The sequence below is a fragment of the Lentilactobacillus sp. genome (assembly GCF_040773105.1).
Taxonomy (GTDB): Bacteria; Bacillota; Bacilli; order Lactobacillales; family Lactobacillaceae; genus Lentilactobacillus; species Lentilactobacillus parabuchneri.
Window position 1 is genome coordinate 1 of sequence record NZ_JAXGWW010000234.1, and the last position, 3256, is coordinate 3256.

At 44.0% G+C, this 3256-nt stretch carries 2 protein-coding genes; one reads left to right on the forward strand and one right to left on the reverse strand.

All coding sequences use genetic code 11. The features are described from left to right. A partial coding sequence (locus AB3112_RS09945) for a hypothetical protein (protein WP_367334407.1) occupies positions 1–1532 on the forward strand: 1532 nt, incomplete at its 5' end. A gap of 56 nt (positions 1533–1588) precedes the next feature. On the opposite strand, the gene AB3112_RS09950 is transcribed toward AB3112_RS09945, so the two are convergent. After that, positions 1589–2773 (reverse strand): thiolase family protein, encoded by a 1185-nt coding sequence (locus tag AB3112_RS09950; RefSeq protein WP_084974063.1) that lies wholly within the window; start codon positions 2771–2773, stop codon positions 1589–1591. Between the last annotated feature and the right edge of the window lie 483 nt (positions 2774–3256).

Below are 3256 nucleotides of genomic sequence, written 5' to 3' on the forward strand. Positions count from 1 at the left end.
AAAAATTATTCAGTATGCTGGGCTTAATGACATCCAAGGTGCTTGGTGAAAATACATATGCCAAGAGTTCGATTTATTCTGAACGAATCGCCAGAGGACTACGATCGTTTTTACCCCGCCCGTTGCAGCCAAGTATCTCGCTTGCTGAATTTAAAGTATCCAAGGCAATTCAAATGGGGTATTTGGTTGCCGTTAAAGATCTTAAGAACGTAACCATTGATCAATTTAACTATATGTCATTGTGGGCGACTGGCGATACCGATCGCTCAGTTATTAATCGGGCCGCCGGGGTGCACTTTTCGGAATATTTAAGCCAAACTTCCGACGAAGCTAAATTTATCGTTGGCTACAAGACTGCGGTGATTCAATTTGTCCGGGCAATTGCTGGTGCAGGCGGAGTCGTTTATCGGATTAATTCGTCTCTTGAACAGCTGAACCAGGATCAAAAAAATGCCTTGGTCAACGATTGGTTTAACCATGTGAATGCGTATATGAGCGCGACGTCGCCGACTCGAACCATTAATAATGAATCCACTCAAGCTTCGGTGACCGATGAACAGATTGCCTCTGGCATTTCAAAAGAAATCAGTGATGGTTATTTGGCGAATCATGCGGTCGGGGATGCAACTCAGCCGCTGCTCGGAAATTATTCGTATAATGAAGATGATTTTAGCCATGAACATGATTTACCGAAAATGATGTTGGAAAACTTAGGGGAGACGACCTTAACTGACGACGTGAACCTATTTGTGAACCATACGGTTTCTGGGATGATTGATTCATTGGCGTCATTGGGCCTGTATGGACTGATTTTTGATTATTTTAGTATCAAGAATCCCGACTTAATTGGCGCTCCGGTAACCACAGCGACCGACGAAGACACTGTCATGAAGCAGACGGGCGCCCACTTATCTGAGATTGCCGACTACCTGGGGCTCCCCAAATCCGGGGCTGTGCTGGCTGAGAAGTTGCCAATTTTAAACCTAAGCAATGCCGGCAGTGCCAGGAATGCGCAGCACCAGGATTATCAGATGCGTTTTAGCTACGTGTTGGAAAATGATCGTCAGGTTGTCAATGACCGTGGCGAAACGATTAAGATTAACTATGGCATCTTTGAAACCACCCATCAAATTATTCAGGCAACTTTCCTTGAACCTCTAATGACGAAGTACTCCCTGATTCGTAATCAGTTGCTGGATCAGGTTAAAACAGCGGCATATACCAAGCCTCGTGGCGTGGTTAAGCCGAATTTTCAAGTTGAACCGACGATTTTGGATTATATTGACAAGTTGGCCCGTTATCAGATGGATCAATTGATGGGCCTTGTTGAACGTGGTCAAAAAGATTATGATGGCATGTCACATGCTGGAACTTTTAGTGCGTTTAGCCACTTGATGCGCGTTTATCCGGAAGTTAAATCCATTAATCCCGATTATGCGAAGATGTCTAAAGCCACAAAACGACTTTATTATTGGCTTTACCAAAGTTCATTTGCCGAACATTTGCCTGATGCCGAACGTGTGAAAATTTAGTAAATTAAAAATAGGCCCTTGAGCGAGCATCATTGCGTCGTTCAAAGGCCTATTTTTTAGATGAGCTTAACGGCTAGGGCTGATCCCATGCCGCCGCCCATACATAAAGCGGCAATTCCAAATTCTTGGTGGGTGCGTTTTAAGTTGTGGATGAGCGTCGTCACGATTCGAGCACCGGAGTCTCCCAGAGGATGGCCAAGCGCAATGGCGCCTCCGTTGATATTGACTTTCTCCAGTGAAATATCGAGATCGCGGATAACCGCAACTGATTGAGAGGCAAAGGCTTCATTAACCTCAAAAAGATCGATGTCATCCGTTGTCATTTCTAATTTTTGTAGTAGCTTGTTGATTGCCAAGTAAGGGGCGTATCCCATCACGTTCGGATCGATTCCGCACTCAGCGTATCCCAAAATTTCTGCGACTGGTTTGACGTCCAAAGAATCGGCGTGATTGGCTGTCGTCAGCAATAACGCCGAAGCACCATCGTTGAGGGGGGCGCTGTTGCCAGCAGTAACGGTTCCGTCCGCTTTGAATGCCGGCCGGAGGTTTGCTAATTTTTCCATATTGGTATCGAAACGAACGGACTCATCTGTGGTGATTGTGAGTGGCGCTTTTGATTTTGGTTGTGGAATCGTCAGCGGGATAATTTCATCCGCAAAGTAATTTTGTTTGATAGCAGCTGCGGCTCGTTGGTGGGAACGCAGGGCAAACAGATCTTGTTCGTGTCGTGAGACGTGATATTCATCGGCAACATTTTCTGCGGTCATGCCCATTGGTTGGTCAGTCGAGGAATCCGTTAAGCCATCACGCTGCAAACCGTCGTACAAAGTGACTGGGCCGAATTTGGTTGCTTTTCGTTGAGACATGTTGAGGTAAGGAACGTTGGACATGCTCTCCGTCCCACCGGCAATCACCGTGGTTGTTTCTCCTAATAGAAGAGACGTGTATGCTTGATGGATTGCCTGCAAGCCGGATCCGCAGACTTGGTTGACGGTGTAAGCCGTTTTATTTTCGGGAATGCCACTATTGAGTTCGATTTGGCGCGCAATATTTTGGCCGTTGCCTGCTTGAATGGCATTGCCAAAAATGACGTGGTCAATTTGATCGGGTTGAATGGCGGTGCTTTTTAGCAATGCGGATGTCACCGATGTGCCAAGCTGTTCGGCTGTTAATGACGATAAAGTGCCGTTTAATTTGCCAATCGCGGTTCGCTTTGCATCTATAATTACGATTTTATCCAATGGTCAACAGCTTCCTTTCAAGAGTTTTCAGTTGATAGTATACAGGCTCAAAGAACGGAATGGTGAGGTTTTGTCTCGGTGTTAACAATCTTTAAGATTTCAAAATCGCACAAATTTTCAATTTTTTGCAATTAGTTGTTGACCTGACTCTAAATACCTGATAGTATATTACTCGTTGCTTCGTTACCAAGAACACATATACCAATTACTAATTTAAAAGTTTTTGTTGACTTGAAAGATTAGCTGTTATATAATTGTTTTTGCTGTTAGAAGCAAGGAACACAAGGATTTGAATAGCCGAACAATTTTAGCTCATTCATCTAAAATGTTTGTGTTTCACATGTAGACCTTTGAAAACTGAACAAAATTTTCGACAAACAAATGTGCAGGGCGCTTCGATTTTTAATCGGAGCCAAACATTTGCGAAGTCAATTCGTAAAACAAATAATAAATTAAATCATGAGCTATAACAGGCTTATCATT